General features: G+C 29.6%; 12 protein-coding genes and 1 other annotated feature. Of the genes, 2 read left to right on the top strand and 10 right to left on the bottom strand.

The genetic code is table 11. The features are described 5' to 3' along the window. Positions 1-111 precede the first annotated feature (111 nt). From EG57_RS0201670 to EG57_RS0201630, 9 genes are all read right to left on the bottom strand, one after another. The gene (locus tag EG57_RS0201670; protein WP_032075573.1) at positions 112-1,254 is read right to left on the bottom strand and encodes a 1-propanol dehydrogenase PduQ; all 1,143 of its coding nucleotides are present in this window, start codon (positions 1,252-1,254) and stop codon (positions 112-114) included. A 184-nt stretch (positions 1,255-1,438) separates the two neighbouring features. After that, on the bottom strand, positions 1,439-2,917 hold the full coding sequence (malQ, locus tag EG57_RS0201665) for a 4-alpha-glucanotransferase (protein ID WP_032075572.1): 1,479 nt from the start codon (positions 2,915-2,917) through the stop codon (positions 1,439-1,441). Between the two features lie 88 nt (positions 2,918-3,005). Beyond that, positions 3,006-4,046: a [FeFe] hydrogenase H-cluster radical SAM maturase HydE gene (gene hydE, locus EG57_RS0201660; protein WP_032075571.1), complete on the bottom strand. Its 1,041-nt coding sequence runs from the start codon at positions 4,044-4,046 to the stop codon at positions 3,006-3,008. Positions 4,047-4,162: 116 nt separating this feature from the next. After that, positions 4,163-6,295, bottom strand: a complete 2,133-nt coding sequence (locus tag EG57_RS0201655) for a HelD family protein (RefSeq protein WP_032075570.1) — start codon at positions 6,293-6,295, stop codon at positions 4,163-4,165. A gap of 17 nt (positions 6,296-6,312) precedes the next feature. Beyond that, entirely contained in the window at positions 6,313-8,154 is a 1,842-nt protein-coding gene (gene ftsH / locus EG57_RS0201650; RefSeq protein ID WP_032075569.1) for an ATP-dependent zinc metalloprotease FtsH, read from the bottom strand. Between the two features lie 95 nt (positions 8,155-8,249). After that, positions 8,250-9,434: a M20 metallopeptidase family protein gene (locus EG57_RS0201645; RefSeq protein WP_032075568.1), complete on the bottom strand. Its 1,185-nt coding sequence runs from the start codon at positions 9,432-9,434 to the stop codon at positions 8,250-8,252. Positions 9,435-9,713: 279 nt separating this feature from the next. Beyond that, a complete protein-coding gene (gene proS, locus EG57_RS0201640) occupies positions 9,714-11,150 on the bottom strand; it encodes a proline--tRNA ligase (protein WP_032075567.1) in 1,437 nt (478 codons plus the stop codon). A gap of 168 nt (positions 11,151-11,318) precedes the next feature. Next, positions 11,319-11,539, bottom strand: a binding site (T-box leader). Positions 11,540-11,622: 83 nt separating this feature from the next. Further along, on the bottom strand, positions 11,623-13,629 hold the full coding sequence (locus tag EG57_RS0201635) for a sensor histidine kinase (RefSeq protein WP_032075566.1): 2,007 nt from the start codon (positions 13,627-13,629) through the stop codon (positions 11,623-11,625). A gap of 369 nt (positions 13,630-13,998) precedes the next feature. Then, positions 13,999-15,993, bottom strand: a complete 1,995-nt coding sequence (locus EG57_RS0201630) for an oxidoreductase (RefSeq protein WP_032075565.1) — start codon at positions 15,991-15,993, stop codon at positions 13,999-14,001. 216 nt (positions 15,994-16,209) lie between these two features. Here EG57_RS0201630 and EG57_RS0201625 point away from each other — a divergent pair, with 216 nt between their 5' ends. Further along, positions 16,210-16,770, top strand: coding sequence for a PadR family transcriptional regulator (locus EG57_RS0201625; protein WP_032075564.1), 561 nt, complete (start codon positions 16,210-16,212; stop codon positions 16,768-16,770). A 162-nt stretch (positions 16,771-16,932) separates the two neighbouring features. Here the strand turns inward: EG57_RS0201625 and EG57_RS0201620 are convergent, their stop codons facing one another. Next, positions 16,933-17,682 (bottom strand): IclR family transcriptional regulator, encoded by a 750-nt coding sequence (locus EG57_RS0201620; RefSeq protein ID WP_032075563.1) that lies wholly within the window; start codon positions 17,680-17,682, stop codon positions 16,933-16,935. Positions 17,683-18,089: 407 nt separating this feature from the next. Here EG57_RS0201620 and EG57_RS0201615 point away from each other — a divergent pair, with 407 nt between their 5' ends. Further along, the gene (locus EG57_RS0201615) at positions 18,090-18,995 is read left to right on the top strand and encodes a dihydrodipicolinate synthase family protein (protein WP_032075562.1); all 906 of its coding nucleotides are present in this window, start codon (positions 18,090-18,092) and stop codon (positions 18,993-18,995) included. Positions 18,996-19,010 lie beyond the last annotated feature (15 nt).

The raw sequence follows: 19,010 nt of genomic DNA, 5'->3' as shown, positions 1-19,010 counted from the left end.
TTTAAATTTTTTTCACTATTATTTAAATTATATTTTATTTCAAAGATTTTCTCAACACTTTTTTGTATCACAAAAAACCACTCACCAACGAGTGGTTTTAAAAACAATATTTTATTCCAAAATCTTATCTAAAATATTTAACAATTCTTTAGCTGTGGCCTCTCTAGGGTTTGTTGTTGTACATATATCCTTGCAAGCTGCACTGGTAATTTCCTCTTTACATGCATTAGCTAACTTCATATCAACACCATGTTCCTTCAATGTTTTTGGAATCATCAATGTATTTTGAAGATCTACAACACTTCTAATTAAATTGTTAACACCTATACTTACATTTGTAGCATGTAGTTTTAACAATTTAGCAAGTCTTTGGTATTTCTTAGCTGCTAATCCAAATTCAACATTAAAATTACCTTTATTTAAATTAGCATTATATTCAATTACATGAGGAAGTATAATAGCATTGCTTCTGCCATGAGAAACATGTAATTTTCCTCCCACAGCATGAGCTAAACTGTGAGTAATTCCAAGTCCAGCAGCATTAAAAGCTATTCCAGCAAGACATGATGCATTATGAAGTTTTTCTCTTGCTATTAAATCATTTCCATCAGCATAAGCCTGTGGTAAAAATCTAAAAGCTAAAGTAAAAGCTTTTTCTGCAAGAGCATCTGAAAAATCAGTAGCATTCTTTGAAACATAAGCTTCCATAGCATGTGTTATTACATCCATTCCTGTATCAGCAGTTATAGCTTTAGGAACAGATTTTACTAGCTCGGGATCAAGAATCGCTACTGTTGGAAGAAGTGATTTGTCTGCAAGAGCATATTTCAATTGTTCTTGTTTATTTGTAATTACTGCGTATTCTGTTACTTCTGATCCTGTACCACTTGTAGTAGGTATAGCATAAAATTCTTCTATAGAAGAAACTCCTCCAGTAACTTTTTTCGCATATTCTTTTATTGCCTTAGCTCCATCAATTGATGAACCTCCACCAAGAGCTATAATAATTTCAGCATTACAATTTTGTAATTTCTGAATACCACTTGCAATTATTTCTACAGATGGATCAGGTACTATATCACTATATACTGATACTTCACAATCAACAAGTTTTCCTTGCACTTTTGCAGCAATACCTGAAGTTTCCATAAACTTATCACATACAATTAGTACTCTTTTATTTTTAATTTCACTTAGTCTGTCTAAAGAGCCTTCTCCAAAATAAATTTTTGTATTGATACTAAATTCTTTCATATACTTAATCTCCTATTAAAAAATTTAAGATATGAATGAATTAGTTATCCTTTAATTGAAAAATAAAATTATCCCATAATTATAACAATCAAAACAAGTTTATAATAAACTTTGTTAAATATTATACCAATATTATATTAATAATGCAATTCTTTTTAATAATAATCTCTTAACACCCTTAAAACTACCTCCCATACAACATTGTTATATTATTTATCTTTTCAGCCAATTTATCAGTTAACATTTCTCTTTCCACTCTCCATTGCCAGTTTCCACCTATAGTTGATGGAATATTCATCCTAGCTTCATTTCCAAGTCCCAGATAATCTTGAATCTGAATTATTGATAAATTGGCAACGGAACTTAATGCACCTCTTATAAATCCCCAGTTATATCCTTCTTCTTCATCTAATTTGAAGTATTTCTTAGCAAAATCTACATCTTCCTTTTTGGTATTTTCCATCCATCCCATTACAGTTTCATTGTCATGAGTGCCAGTATAAACTATACAGTTTTTATCATAATTATGTGGCAAATAATCGCTTTGCTCCCTAGCATCAAAAGCAAACTCCAATACTTTCATTCCAGGAAACCCTGAAGCATTTCTAAAATCTATAACTTCTTGTGTTATATATCCTAAATCTTCTGCTATAATATCTACTTCTCCTAAATCTTTCTTGACTGCATCAAACATTTTTATTCCTATACCCTTTACCCAGGCACCATTTACTGCTGTCTTTTCTCCATAAGGTACCTCCCAGAAGGATTCAAATCCTCTAAAATGATCTATTCTCGTTAAATCATATAGCATGCTATTGAACTTAATTCTTTCCATCCACCATTTATAATTAACCTTTTCTAACTGAAGCCAATTATATATAGGATTTCCCCACAACTGCCCTGTAATAGAAAAGGCATCGGGAGGACATCCAGAAACTGCTATAGGTTTTTTATTTTCATCAAGCATAAAGATCTCACTATTTGCCCATGTATCGGCACTATCTTCCGCCACATAAATAGGTATATCTCCAATAATTTTAATTCCTTTATCATTGGCATACTTTTTCAAATTAAACCACTGATCGAAGAATAAATACTGTAAAAATATCCAATAGTCTATTTCATCTTTTAATTCTTCTCTATAATTATCTATTGTTTCTTTATTCCTCAACTTAATAGATTTATCCCAATCCTGCCAAGACCTTAATCCAAATTTGCACTTAATAGCCATATATAACGAGTAATCTTCTACCCAAAATTTATTATTTTTTCTAAACTCTCTTACTTCATTTTCATATGTGTATTTACCTTTTTCAAAAGCAAGTCTCAAAATAGGCATTTTATTATTAAATATCTTTTCATAATCCACTATCATACAGTTGCTGCCAAAGTTCATATCTTCGTAATCTTCTCTGCTAAGTAGTCCTTGTTGGGTAAGAAAATCTAAATCTATAAAATAAGGATTACCTGCAAATGCTGAAAATGATTGATAAGGTGAATCACCCTCTCCAGTAATACCTAGAGGCAAAATCTGCCAGTAACTTTGTGATGACTTTTCTAAGAAATCAACAAATTTATAAGCTTCCTTTCCAAAAGTTCCAATTCCATATAATCCTGGTAAAGATGTAATATGCATTAAAATGCCACTACTTCTTTTAATCATTCTCTTACTCCTTTACTTTTTATCAACAAATTTTCTTTTCTAGTATACAAGATTACTATTTCATATTTAACTTTTTCAAATTATTTTACTAAAATGTTCTTTTACTCCTAAATCCCTTTGATTGTGAGATAGTCCTTCCTATTGCTTCTATTTTTCCAGTAATACATCCCCTGCAATGTGCTGGAGTATCTCCTACACATATTTTTCCAGGATATAGTGCATATAATCTCCTGTATTCACCTTCTGTCACATTTGGCATAACTACATTTGCTCCACTTTGAAGAGCTATAATTCTTCCGTTTTTATTTATCGTCTCCATAGCAGTAGTTGCAGGTATATTAGTATCTGGCATAAGAAGCCTGATGATTGCCATAACTTTTAATGTAAGCTCTAACTCTCCACCCTTCTCTTTTGCTAAAGGTGTATCTTCATTAGGAATAAATGGTCCTATTCCTAGCATGTCTGCTCCTATTTCTTTAAAAAACAAAATATCATCTGCTAATGATTCTATAGTTTGACCTGGAAGACCTACAAGACATCCTGTTCCTACTTCATAACCTAAGTTTTTAAGGTCTTTTAAACATCTTTTTCTTTCCTCATGGCTCATACCAGGATCCATATCCTCATATATTTTTTTATCAGTGGTTTCTATTCTTATTAAATACCTATCTGCTCCAGCTTCTTTATAGGATTTATATTCTTCTATAGTTTTCTCACCTATACTTAAAGTAATGGCTACATCTAATTTTTTTATATTGGATATTATATATTTTAATCTTTCCACTGTATAATATTCATCTTCACCTGATTGCATCACTATAGTTTTATAACCATAGTCTTTAGCCTTCTTGGCTAAATCTATTATTTCATCTGGAGTCAATCTGTATCTTTTTATATTTTTATTAGATCTTCTAAGTCCACAATATAAGCAGTCCCTTTTGCATATATTAGAAAATTCTACAAGCCCTCTTAAATGAACTTCATCTCCAACATATTTCTTTCTAACTCTATCTGCTGCATTAAAAAGTTGTTTGTTACACTCATCATCTTTAAGCAATCTTACTATTTCATTTTTGCTTAAATTGTGCTTTTCTTCGGCTTTCATTATCAATTCCAAACTCTTATTCATTAGCTGATCATTTCCTTTCTCATAACTTTTTATACTGTTAATTACACTTTAAACACATAGTTGCTGCTATTTAATGAATATTGTAAAAAAGCTTTCAATAAATATTGAAAGCTTTTTTATTTTATCGAGGAAGTTCTATATACATATAATTCATGCAAGGCTCTTGTTGCCATTACATATTTTAATTTGTCCTCTTTATTATTAAATTTTTCATCATCTATTAATATAACAGCATCAAATTCTAAACCTTTAGCAAAATAAGATGGCAGTATTACTTCTCCTCCAGAATAAATCATATTTTCTTCATTTAATATAGAAATATAAATTTTTTCTTTTATAAGTCTACCCAAAGTTTCCACTGTATCTGAATCTTTGCAAACAACTGCTATACTTTCATATTCTTTCTCCTTTAATTTTACAACATTTTCTACTATTTTGTCTACTAAATCATCTAGGTTATTTACCTGTTTTTCCAGAACTTTCTCACCGTTTCTCACTAAAGGAATAGTTTTATTACTTTTTAAATATTTATTTGCAAAACTCATAATTTCTCTTGTTGACCTATAGCTTTTATTTAAATTAAAATTGTAAATATCAAAATCACTAAATACTTTATTCAATTGAAGCATAGCAATCTCCCCTTCAAAAGGAACTATTCTTTGATTACTATCACCAACTATAGTGAATGATTTACATCCTGTAAGATGCTTTAGCACTTCAAATTGAAGCATTGAATAATCCTGTGCCTCATCTATAACAATATGCTTTACTTCTTTTTTATATTTTAAGCCTTCAAGCTTGATTTTCAAATACAATATAGCTGCTAAATCATCATAAATAAATTGTTCATTCTTGTTAAATTCCTTATAAATCTCAATAACATCCGAAGCGTTAATCCACTTCATTTCATTTTTTGTTTCTATTACATGTCTTATAATATCTCTTATTTTATTTTTTCTTACAAAGCTTAAGTTATTCTGATGAATTTCCAATTCGTCTTTAGATAATTTTTCAATTGATTCCTTGTATTCTTTTTCTACTTTTCTAACTAAAACATTTCTTTCATCCTTAATTTTAGATATTAATATTCTTTTTATTTTTTTATTTCTTCTAAACAAAAGCATATCTTTAAAATAGACACAAAACATTTCTTCAATTTCTTCTTTAGTTGCTATAACCTTATCATAAAATTTAACTTCCTTTATTTTAAAATATTCATAATCTAACCTTTTAATCAAGTTATCAAGCTCTTCAATGTATTTTGTAGACTCTTTATATTTTACATTTTCAATAAAACTTTTATCTTCTTTCAATATTTTTTCCATATATTCTTTAAAATCCATTATATAATTTAAATCTAAAAGCTCCATTGCAAATTCTTTAAAAGTAAACTGTTTTACTCCTACCTCACCCAAACTTGGTAAAACTGTAGAAATATAGTCCATAAATATGCCATTCGGACCAAGTATTAAAACTTTATCTTCTAATATAGTTCTATAATTATATAACAAATATGCAACCCTATGAAGCGCTATAGTAGTTTTACCACTACCAGCTACCCCGTCAACTATTACAGCTCCTTTTCTAGACTGTCTTATTATTTCGTCTTGTTCCTTCTGTATAGTCATTACTATATCTTTTAACTTTTCACCAGCATTTTTGCTCAATACCATTTGTAGTACTTCATCTTTAACATCAATACTAGAATCAAACAATCCTAGTAGTTTAGCTCTCTTTATTATAAACTGTCTCTTAGATAAAATACTAGTTTTTATTTCTCCCATTGGTGCTTTGTAAACTGCTTCTCCCAAAGTTTCTGCATAAAACAAAGCACTTACAGGTGATCTCCAATCCACAATAATTGGTTCATACTCTTCATCTTTATCCATACCAAATCTTCCAATGTATACAGTTTCTATTCCATATTCATCTTCAAAAACTATCTTTCCAAAATAAGGAGAGCTACTAAGAATATTAAGCTCTCTTAGTTTTCTATCTATAAATTTAAATGCCTCTTCTTTTACAAATATTTCATGGTCAAAATACTTTACTATTTCGTCTTCATCATCTTTATATTCTTCAAGTTTCTTTTTTCTAAATCTAACTATATAATCTGAAATATATTTTCTCTTTTGTATAAAGCTTAAAATCTGACTTTTTATTTCTTCAAGAATCTCTTCTAACTTTTCTTTTTCTAAATTTAATTCTATTTCTCTCTTTAATTCTTTTTCAAGTTCATTATTTTCCATAATATTCTCCACCAATTCTACTCTAATGATAATTCATTTAAATTTTTTTCTTCTTCTACCATAGACATAAACTCATCACCCATAAGAGTTTCTTTTTCCATAAGTCTATTTGATATCTTAGTAAGCAATTCTCTGTTATCTGAAAGTATCTTTTTAGATTTTTCATGACTTTCTCTTATTATTTTTAAAGTCTCTTCATCAATTACCGATGCTGTTTCAACACTGCAATTTTGCACAGGTCTTCCATCTAAATATCTATTTTGAATAGATTCAAGTCCCATCATGTCAAATCTTTCACTCATTCCATACATAGTTACCATACTTCTTGCAGATGAAGTTGCTCTTTCAATATCATTAGCTGCACCTGTAGATATTGTATTAAACTCTATTTCTTCTGCAGCTCTTCCACCTAACATTACACATATTTGATCCATCATTTCTTCTTTAGTTGTAAGATACTTTTCGCCTTCTGGTAGCTGCATAGTATATCCTAAAGCTCCCATAGTTCTTGGCACAATAGTTATTTTGTGTACTGGATCAGTATTTTTTAATAAAGCAGCTACAAGTGCGTGACCAACTTCATGAAAAGCAACTGATCTCTTTTCCTTATCTGATAATATTCTATCTTTCTTTTCTTTACCTGCAATGATTACTTCTATTGCCTCTTCTAAATCTTCTTGAATTACTTCTTTTCTATTATTTTTAACTGCTCTAAGTGCTGCTTCATTTATTATGTTAGCCAAATCTGCTCCTACTGCACCTGGAGTACCCTTAGCAACAGAATTCAAGTCAGATTCATTAGCTATTTTAACTCCTTTAGCATGTACTTTTAGTATTTCTTCTCTTCCTTTTAGATCTGGTCTATCTACTATGACCCTTCTATCAAATCTTCCTGGTCTTAAAAGAGCCTTATCTAATATTTCTGGTCTATTAGTAGCTGCTAAAATTACTACTCCTTTGGAAGAATCAAATCCATCCATTTCTGCCAACAATTGATTCAGTGTTTGCTCTCTTTCATCGTTTCCACTAACATTATTGTCCCTGCTCTTACCTATAGCATCAATTTCATCTATAAACACTATACATGGTGCCTTTTGTTGTGCTTGTTCAAATAAATCTCTTACCCTTGAAGCCCCCATACCTACAAACATCTCTACAAAAGCTGAACCCGATATAGAGAAAAATGGCACTTTAGCTTCTCCTGCTACTGCTTTAGCTAGTAATGTTTTACCTGTTCCTGGAGGACCTACTAAAAGAGCACCTTTAGGAAGCCTTGCACCTATATCTGTATATCTCTCAGGTTTATGTAAAAAATCTACTATTTCTATCAAAGATTCTTTAGCTTCCTCCTGTCCAGCCACATCACTAAAGTTTACACCTGTTTGACTTTCTGCATATATTTTAGCCGTGTTCTTTCCAAATGACATAACACCGCTTCCCATTTTCTTATCTAATTTTCCAAATAAAAGTCTTCCTAAAAATATAAAAATTGCAACTGGTAATATCCAATTTATAAAGAAACTCCTTATAGGACTGTTTTCTTGAGGCACTCCACCATATGTAATTTTTGCATTATCTAGTCTTTTTATTAAATCATTATCATCTAATCTTTCTGTGTATAATGTCTTTTTGCTTTCTCCACTTTTAACCTTAGGTATAACTATTAATTTATCCTTTGAAATTTGCACTTCTTCAATTTTATTTGAATTTACATAATTTATAAATTCGCTATATTGAATATGCTGTGTTTTTAAATTCACTACGTAATCATTTAAAATAAATATTACAATAGCTACAACAATGGCATAATAAATACCATACTTTATTTTATTGCCATCGAACTTTTTATTATTAAACATATCTAGCCTCCACTATACAATCTTTTTAACTTTACACTATATATTATATCAATAAATATATTTTATCTATAGTATTTATAAACAATTATTTAATTTTAATCATCTAAATATATGAGTGCAAATTGCGCAAATATGGCAGCAGCTTTGTATATTATATCCTCATCTACATTAAATTCTGGACTATGAAGTGGCTCAGTAATTCCTTTTTCCTTATTAAGATTTCCAACCCAAAAAAATGTTCCAGGAACCTTTTCTTCAAAGCTAGAAAAGTCTTCACCTATCATAGTTGGTTTATCTACTATGATTACATTTTTGGCTCCTACTACTCTACTAGCAGCTTTTCCTAGCATAGTAGTAATTTCATAATCATTTACAACAGGAGCATGATAAGGAGTAAAGTTAAATTCATATTCTGCTCCATTAGCTTCACTTATCCCCTTTATAATAGATTCTATCATTGCTGGCATCTTTTCTCTCACTTCATAAGTTAACGTTCTTATTGTTCCTTCTAATTCTGCCCTATCTGGTATTATATTATGAGCTGAACCAGCATTAAACTTTCCAATACTTATAACAGCTGGCTCTAATGGATCTACTTTTCTACTTATTACAGTTTGCAGTGCCATGTATATTTCGCATGCTACAGCTATAGGGTCTATACATTTTTGCGGCTGACCTCCATGCCCACCTTTTCCATGTATTACTATTTTAAAATTATCTGAAGCTGCCATAAGAGGTCCTGGCTTTATACCTATTTTTCCTGCTGCTATTCCTGGCCATACATGAGCACCTATTACTACATCTACCTTGGGATTTTCTAAAACTCCACTATGTATAGTTTTTTCCGCTCCGCCAGCACCTTCTTCTGCTGGTTGAAACAAGAACTTAACATTTCCACTAAATTCATCTTTAAATTCTGCTAGAATTGAAGCTGCTCCGATAAGCCAAGATATATGAGCATCATGTCCACAAGCATGCATGAATTCAGGATACTGTGACTTATATTTTATATCATTTTCCTCTCTTAATCTAAGGCAATCCATATCTGCCCTTAAAAGTATAGTTTTTCCTGACTCCTTGCCTCTCAATAATCCAACTACTCCTGTACCACCTACATGTTCCTGAACTTCTATTCCAAGTTCTTTTAACTTATCCGCTATTACCTTAGCTGTTCTATTTTCGTGCATACCTATTTCAGGATGAGCGTGTATGTCTCTTCTAATTGTTATGAGTTTATCTTTTAGCTTTTCAGCCTTTTCTAATATTACACTTTTAAACATAAAATTCTCCCTTTAACTTTTATTAGGTATGAGAAAGAAAATAGCAACTAAAACTTAATATACAAAATGCATTTTTCACACACCTTATACTTAAATTATAACGATATTTTACATTATATAAAAGTTTTTTAACATCTAAAAATTAAAATTAAAAAATCATTATTATATGCATCCTATAACTAGACTTTATGTTTAAATTCTGAATCTAAAAAGTCTACTGTTTAATATTTTCAGTAGACTTTTTAATATACATTTTAATTTATAATATTTAAATTATTCTTAGTATGCTCTTCCCCAGTAAACCATTTGATCAGTCTTCTTACCACAGCATACACAAGTACCTGATATCTTTTCTTGCTTAAATGGAATACATCTAGATGTTGCACCAGTTTCTTCCTTAATTTTATCTTCACAAGCTTTGTCTCCACACCACATAGCTTTAACAAATCCTGTTTTATTTTCAACTATGTCTTTAAATTGTTCCATATTTATTGCAGAACTAGTTTTTTCTTCTCTAATCTTTTTAGCAGCTTCAAACATAGAATTGTGTATATCATCTAAAAGTGCTGGTATTTTTGTTTCTATTTCATCTATTGAAACTGTTATCTTTTCTCCATTATCTCTTCTTACAAGTACTACTTGATTTTTTTCAATATCCTTAGGTCCTATTTCTAAACGGATTGGAACACCTTTCATTTCATATTCAGCAAATTTCCAACCTGGCATTTTGTCGCTATCATCAACTTTTACTCTAGCTATCTTAGATATTTTTGACTTTAATTCAACAGCCTTTTCTAAAACGCCTTCCTTATGTTGAGCTATAGGAACTATAATAACTTGAATTGGTGCTATTCTTGGTGGAAGTTTAAGTCCACTGTCATCTCCATGAACCATTATTATTGCACCTATTAAACGTGTAGTTATTCCCCATGATGTCTGATGAACATATTGTAATTTACCATTTTTATCTGTATATTGCATGTTAAAAGCTTCAGCAAAGTTAGTTCCAAAATTATGAGAAGTAGCTGCTTGAAGTGCTTTTCCATCATGCATTAAAGCTTCTATAGTATAAGTTCCTATAGCGCCTGCAAATCTTTCTTTTTCAGTTTTTTCACCTCTTATAACAGGAATTGCAAGCATTTGTTCAACATGGTCCGCATATACATTTAACATTTTAATTGTTTCTTCTTCTGATTCTTCTTGAGTTGCATGTATAGTATGACCTTCATTCCATAGGAATTCTGTAGTTCTAAGGAAAGGACGTGTAGTTTTTTCCCATCTTACAACTGAACACCATTGGTTGTATAATTTTGGTAAATCATTGTATGATTGAACTGTTTTAGCATAGTGCTCACAGAATAATGTTTCTGATGTAGGACGTACGCATAATCTTTCAGTTAATTCTTCATTTCCACCTTGAGTTACCCATGCAACTTCTGGTGCAAAACCTTCAACATGATCTTTTTCCTTTTGAAGTAAACTTTCTGGTATAAACATAGGCATATATACATTTTCATGTCCTGTTTCTTTAAATCTTCTATCTAAATCACCTTGAATATTTTCCCACATTGCATAAGCATAAGGACGTATAATCATGCAGCCCCTAACACTTGAGTAATCAGCAAGTTCTGCTTTTTTTATTATATCTGTATACCATTGTGCAAAATCTTCATCCATTGGTGTAATTTGTTCTACTAATTTCTTATCTTTTTCCATTTTAATACCCTCCTATAAATTGTAACAAATTTATTCAATAACTACTAATTTCTTACTTTAACATCCTTGACAACTAAAATAAAAATAATGCATTATATATTATTTTTTACTTACTAAAAATATGAAAAGCGTTTATAGATTTTTAAACTAAAAAAAGCCTTAATCCCTATAAGGGACCAAGACTATATCGGCGGTACCACCCTGTTTAATATATTTCTATGAAACATATTCTCTCTCAATTATTAACGGTTATTATCCGCTGTATCCTACTATTATTTCAGTACAGAACTCCAAGGTAGGTTCAAAATGATCTTCTAGGAATTTTTCACCAACCATTCCCTCTCTTCAAAAAGATTAACATTTTTACTAATCCTTTTCTTTGTATTTATAATATTTTTACTTTTTAAACTTATTTTATATAATAAAATATAAAGACCTAATTGTCAATAGGATAATGATAATATTTTCAAAATCACATGGAATATATATCAGAAAATTCGATATTTATCATTTCAATTTTACTGTTACATTTATTTTCTGCAACACTTTTTTCATTTTCTATTACTCTTAAAGGAAGTTCTATTTTAAATGTACTTCCCTCACCTAGTTTACTTTCAGCACTTATTTTCCCATCATGTAATTCAACTATTGATTTTACTAAACATAATCCAATTCCGCTTCCCTCGGCATTACGAGTGAAAGACTTATCTACTTGATTGAATCTTTCAAAAATAGCATCTAAATGATTTTTGTCAATTCCTATACCATTATCTTTTACCGATATTTCAACTGTTTCATTTTTGTCGACAACATTTACATAGATTTCATCCCCTGGGTCAGAAAATTTAATTGCATTAGAGATAAGATTAAGTATAACTCTTTCAATTTTATCAGGATCACAAGCAATAATTTTTTCTTCTATATCTGTGTCGAAAATAATACTTAACCCTTTGCTCTCAACATATTCTGATACTGATTGAACAATATCTTCAACTACACTTACTATATTTTCATTAGATAGATTTAGTTTAAAAAACCCAGATTCAATCTTTGACAAATCTATTATATTTCCTATGAGCTTTATAAGCCTGTAGCAGTTCTGTCTTATAAAATAAGTATCTTTAATAATTTTTTCTTTATTCTCTGATATGGATTTATTTTTTAAATATAACTCTAGTAATTGAGCAGAACTAAATATTACATTCAAAGGTGTTTTAAGTTCATGGGATATGTTAGTCAAAAATTGTTCATGCATTTTAAGAGTTTTCTCCATTTTAAGCTTAGCCTCTATCTCTTGAGTTACATCCATAAAAATTACAACTACTTGTGCTAATTCACCATTAAGCCCCAAAACTGGTTGATATAATTTTTTTACAAACACTTCTTCCCCATCTACTACCAACCTTATATATTTTAAATAAGAGGTTTCTTTCTTATTCACTATATCTTTAATATGCTTAAGTAACATATACTTATTAAAATTAGTTATAATATCACAATAATTTTTCCCTTTAAATGAAGATATTGATTTTATCCCTGGCTTTAAACCACTCATAAATTTATAAGCTTTTTGATTGATATGCGTAATTTTTAAATCTGGATAAGACAACGTTATAACAGGCAAATCTAAATTTTCTACCATCCTATTTAACAAACCATATTGAGTTTTTATTAATAGGTCTTCTTCACTTTTTACCTTTTCAGTAATGTCACGGAAACATAGTATACCTGCAACAAAATCACCTTGTTTATTATATACTGGAGTTCCATTTAATTCTACATTGATTCTTTTATTATTAATTTTCATAAAAATTTTATATGCTGATAGCTTTTCCCCTTTTAAGACTCTTTCAGCAGGTAAACTTTCATCTGAAATCAAGTTTCCATACATATCAGTACATTCAACTTGTTCACAAACTTCTTTTACATTATTTAGCACTTTACTATAAAACAAATAATTTCTAGCTGCCTTATTAACTATTGAAAAATCACCATTTCCATCAAAAATTACTAAAGCATCAGATATATTTTCAATAATACTTTCTAGTTCTTGTTTTTGTTCTCTAATAACCCTTTCTTGCTTTTCCATAATATTTCTATTCTTAACTCTTTCTGTTACATCTACACAACTCTGAATTACACATTCTATTTCTCCATTAACATATACTGGTACCATAGATAAATCCCAATAAACTTCCTCTTTAAAATTAAATTCATTAACATAATATGGTTTACCATCTTTAATAACATTTTTAAAAGTCTTTTCTAAAGTGCTTTCCTTATAACTCTCTACTATACTTTCAAGCTTTCTGCCCATAATATTATCAATTTTATTATATGAATTGTTTAAAAAGTTCAAGTAATTCTTGTTTGCTTCTAAAACAATTAAATCTGGGAAACTGAATATGGCAACTGCAGTTTTATTGCTTGAATTAATTTGCTCAACAAACTTAATTCTATCCTTTAAAGTGTATTTCATAGAATACTCCCCCATGTTTTATTAATAAATAAACATTTTTATATCTATTATACATTATTAACCATATTTTATCATAATTATATTTCATTTTAAAACTTTTACTATATTTACAAATATAACAACTATCTTATATTAAAATTATTAACATATATTTTTCATAAATTTACTACAACATGTGAATAAAATATAATTTGTATTTACCATAGTACTCAAGTGATTCTTAGACTTAAGTGGAGGCATTATCAATGCTAAGCATCGGATAAAAAAAGTTAGTATAACTCTTAAAACTGTACTAACCAATTTCTATTTAGAATGGTATAAAATTTAAGTCCCCTATCTATTACTAAGATTGGGGACTTTATTATTTAATTAAATATGATTTGCAACTTCATAAGCATCCCAAATGGCATACATAATATTTGCAACCTTACGAGCATCACCTAAAAGATGAATTTCTGGAACTTGAAATTCTAATTCCTTATATAAAGAATCCTCTTCCTTATATCCAACAGAAAGTATTACTGAATCACATTGTATTTTATCTATTCTATTTTCTGTTTCAACTTCTAAAATTCCATCTTTATATGATTTAACTTTTGAATTTGTTCTTACCTCAATACCATTGTATGGAATAAGTCTTTCAAGCATTTCACTATTTGCAGAACATAAAGGTCCATTTAGTGCAAGTATTTTATTCAACGCTTCTACTATAACTACCTTTTTACCCTTCTTAGCAAGATCAAGTGCAGTTTCGCATCCGACTAAACCACCACCTACTACAACAGTGGTATTTCCACAGTCTTTCTTTCCTGCTAGTACATCTGCTGCTGTAAATACTTTATTATCATCTCCAAGTGAAAATACCTTTGGTGTAGAACCTGTAGCAATTATTATGCTATCTGCAGCAAAATTTAAAACTTGTTCTTTAGTAACTTCACTATTTAAATTTACTTCTACATTCAATTCTTTCAATGTATGTGCATACCAGTTAGCTAAAGCAATATCATCTTCCTTAAACTCTGGAGCTCCACCTGGAATGAGGTTTCCTCCTAATCTATCACTCTTTTCATAAACTACTGCTTCATGTCCTCTAAGAGCTAAAACTCTTGCAGCTTCACAACCTGCTACTCCACCACCAATTATTAAAACTTTCTTCTTTTTTAATATAGGTAAAAGTGCGTTATCTTTCTCTTTACATGCCTGAGGATTTACAGCACAATTAAGCATTGAATAATGCTGAATCCTTCCCATACATCCTTCTTGACATGATATACAAGGTCTAATTGATTTACAATTATTGCTTCTTAGCTTATTTACATAATCAGGATCTGCAAGTAATGGTCTTCCAAGACTTATCATGTCACATGTTCCATTTTCAATAGCTTCAAGTGCCATATCTGGATCATCCATTCTTCCTGCACATATGATAGTAACATCTACAGTATCCTTCATTAATTTAGCATAAGGTCTGTAAAGTCCCTTTTCTTGATACATTGGTGGATGACTCCACCACCATGAATCATATGATCCAACATCTGTATCCAATGAATCATATCCATAGGATACAAGCAACTTAGCAGCTTCAATTCCTTCTTCTAAATCTCTTCCCTTTTCAACAAATTGTTCACCTGGAAGTGCTCCATCTCTTAAATCTTTAATAAAACTCTTTGGTGAATATCTAAGAGCAACTGGGAAATCTTCTCCACATCTATTTTTAATTTCTTCAACTATCTCACGTGCAAAACGAAGTCTATTTTCTAAACTTCCACCATATTCATCTGTTCTGTGGTTAAACAATGAAATAGCAAATTGGTCTATAAGGTATCCTTCATGAACAGCATGAATTTGTACTCCATCAAAACCAGCTCTTTTTGCATTATAAGCTCCATCTCCAAATTTTTTAACTATAGATTTGATTTCATCTATTGTAAGTTCACGACAAGTTTTGTCAAGCCATCTATGTTGAATTGGAGATGGTGCCACTGGCGGAAATTCTCCAAGGTTAGTTGGTATAGTAACTCTACCAAATCCTCCTGACATTTGTAAAAATACTTTAGCATTATAAGCATGTATCCTCTCAGTCATTTCTCTTGCAGTTCTAACAAATTGAACAGGATTATGAGTAGGACATGGACAATTTGGCATACCATGCTCTTCAACTTCATTATCTACAAAAGTAACTCCTGTGATAATTAATCCAGTACCACCTTTTGCTCTTTCAGTATAATAATCTATTCCTCTTTGGTTAAAACCACCTTCACTATCAGCTAATCCAAGAGGTCCCATTGGTGCCAATGCAAAACGATTTTTTATTTCGCACTTTCCAATTTTAATTGGTTCAAACAATTTTTTATACTTATTCATAAAACCACTCCTAATAATACATAGTATAGGTATTAAGACTTTAGTTTATTCACTTACATATTTAAAGACAACCGCGCAGTATTCTTTATATAGATAATTATATATTTGACAATTAATCATGTCAAGGTTTACATGTTTGTTTTTTCATGTTCTATTTTATTTTCCATAAAGTAATGATAAAATAGCTCTATAGAAAGAATGAGGTGTTAACACAATATGAGGACTTTAAAGTATGCAATTTTAGGACTTATTAATAGAAGCCCATTAACTGGATATGATATAACAAAAAAATTTAATGATGCATTAGTAGAATTTTGGTATGCTAAACATAGTCAAATATATCCAGAATTAAAAAAGCTTACAGATGAAGGTCTTATTTCTTATGAAACAGTAATACAAGGAGAAAAATTAGAAAAAAAATTATACACCATTACTGAAAAAGGGAAAAAGGCTTTGCAAAGATGGCTATCAAAAGATGAACCTTTACAGCCAACACCTAAAGATATCTTTAGGCTAAAGGCTTATTTTTGTGATGAAATGGATATTAATACTTTATTAAATCAATTTAAAAGCGAATTAAATAAACATAGTGAACGATTGAATTATCTAGAAACTTCTATGGAAGAACTTTCAAAAGAAAAAGATATATCTAAAGTATCTTCTTCTGATTTTGGCGACTATATTGTTTTAAACGGTGCTATTATGAGAGAAAAAAATTATATAGACTGGCTTAATGATTGCATAAAAAAAATTACAATTGGAATTATGGATAAATAGTCATTGTGTTTTTTTATATTTATACTTTAATAGTTTTGTTAAAGAGAGTAGCAAACTTAAATTTTGCTTCCCTCTTTAAACACTAGGGAATTCAATCTACTAAACGCTGCCTCATTTATTCTGGTGGAAATTTCATTCCTTTTCTTAACCACTCAGCAATATTCAGTCCAAATCAACAGCATCAATTTGTTTCTTTGCTTTTAATAATAATTCAATTGCCAGTTTGTTTTTCTCTTCATTAGCTCGGAAGGTTGGAATACTGATGCTAATTGCTGCATTAATTTTTCCTTTTGAGGCCAATGGAACAGCATAACAACGTAAAAATTCTGTTACCTCCTCAACTTCTGTTGATACATAAGTTTCTTTTATCTCTTTTAATTGATCTTCCAAAATAGAAAAATCCGTTATAGTATTTTTAGTGATTGGTTTCAAACCATCAGGATAAAGTGACTTTATTTCTTCAATACTATATTCACTTAATAGAGCTTTTCCTAAAGCTGTACAGTAAGCAGGTATTCTTTTTCCTATATAAGAAATAAGACGAATATCCATATCTTTTATTGGATCTTCTTTCAATATATAAAGTACATTGTTTCCATCAAGAACTCCCATTTGGCAAGTTTCATCAATATTACTTACAATATTCTTCATTATTTTTTGTATAAAGTCTAACATATATTTATTTCGTGAATAGGACGCACCAATGCAAAAAGCAGAAATCCCAATTGAATATTTTAGAGAATTTTTTTCAAGAGAAACAAAGTTACGTTCAAGCATTGTTTGCATAATAGGATAAAGAGTACTTTTAGGTATATCAATAGCATCAGAAATTTCTGTTAAGGTTAGTCCTTCATGATTAATTGATAAAAGATTCAATATATTTAGTACTCTTTCTGTTGGTTTATGTACCATATTTACACCTGCCATTCAAATTTTATAAAACTTTATTTATATATTAATAATTATAAATATCTTATTCTTCATATTCAACATAGATTTATACATATAAAAAAATTCCATAAATTTTTTCTTAAGTTTTACAAAAATACTTAAATATTATCTTGACATGATAAAAAATTATGATATTATTTAACTATAAGATTCGTATAAACAAATCAATTTCTTATATACGAACAACTTATAAAAAGTAATTTTGTAAATTATTAAAATTCATAAATCTACATTCAAATAAGAAAAAAAGATTTATTTATTTTAATAAAACTACTAAATATTTAATCTAATTATTCATTTAAGAATTATGTAAACAATTACATAATAGGCTTTAATTTGCCTAATTGCTATTAAAGGAGAGAGACTATATGAAAAAAGCTAAATTTTTAACACCTGTCATTACTGCATTTGATGCCGACGGAAACTTAGATGTTCAGGCAAATAAAAATGTTTATGACTATCTCATTAACGCAGGCATTGATGGTCTGCTTATCATGGGCAGTACAGGTGAGTTCTATGCTATGTCTACTGAACAAAGAAAGGAATTAATTGATCTTGTCGTTTCTCATGTAAATAAAAGAACTCAAGTTCTTATTGGAACAGGCTGTATGACAGTAGAAGATACAATTGAACTTTCAAACTATGCTATTAATGCTGGAGTAGATGGTGTTATCATTGTCAGCCCATACTATTTTAATCTAACAGATGAAAGTTTAGAATTCTATTTTGGAAAAATAGCTGAAGCTGTAAAAGGTAATATTTATTTATACAACTTTCCAGACAGAACTGGACATGATTTATCACCAGAATTGACACTTAATTTATTAAGAAAACATAATAATATTGTTGGTTACAAAGATACAGTATCATCAATGGGGCATACTAGAAACTTAATCGAAACAATTAAAAATGAGTTCCCTGATTTCGAAGTATTTTCAGGCTTTGATGAAAATTTCGTTCACAATGTTTTGGCTGGAGGCAGTGGATGTATAAGCGCACTTACCAATATATATCCAGAGATTTTTGTAAGTTGGGTAAAAGCTGTTAATGAAAAAAACATGGAAAAAACAGCTGAAATTCAAAAATATGTTGATAAGCTGTCAGATGTATATGAAATAAGCAAATGTTTTATACCTATTCTAAAAAAGGCAATGATATTAAAAGGTCTTGATATTAAAGACTACTGTAAAACTCCTCTTCTACAGGCTAATGAAGGACAAACTGATTCAATTAAAAAGCTTATGGAAGAATTTGATCACCTAATCTCAAAATAGTCTTTTACATTTTTT

This window comes from Clostridium drakei (genome assembly GCF_000633595.2).
Lineage (GTDB): Bacteria > Bacillota > Clostridia > Clostridiales > Clostridiaceae > Clostridium_AM > Clostridium_AM drakei.
The sequence above is the reverse complement of the archived record's forward strand: the minus strand, read 5'-3'. Positions and strand labels throughout refer to the sequence as shown.